The following is a 226-nucleotide window of genomic DNA, read 5'->3' on the forward strand; positions in this document are numbered from 1 at the left end:
TCCGGATCCAGCGGCCCGCCCCCCAGCACCTCCAGCGCCGCCCGACGCACATCCTCATCGTCGTCGCCGACCGCCCGCTCCAACGCCAGCGCCCGAACCTCCGGATCCAGCGGCTCGCCCCCCAGCACCTTCAGCGCCGCCCGACGCACATCCTCATCGTCGTCGCCGACCGCCCGCTCCAACGCCAGCGCCCGAACCTCCGGATCCAGCGGCTCGCCCCCCAGCA

1 protein-coding gene is annotated in these 226 nt (G+C 74.8%); it reads right to left on the reverse strand.

Translation table 11 applies throughout. The annotated features are described in order from the left end of the window. On the reverse strand, window positions 1-226 hold a 226-nt coding region (locus tag FLX07_RS36200; protein ID WP_167748520.1), incomplete at both ends, for a HEAT repeat domain-containing protein.

This window comes from Microbispora bryophytorum (assembly GCF_006874465.1).
Classification (GTDB): domain Bacteria; phylum Actinomycetota; class Actinomycetes; order Streptosporangiales; family Streptosporangiaceae; genus Microbispora; species Microbispora bryophytorum.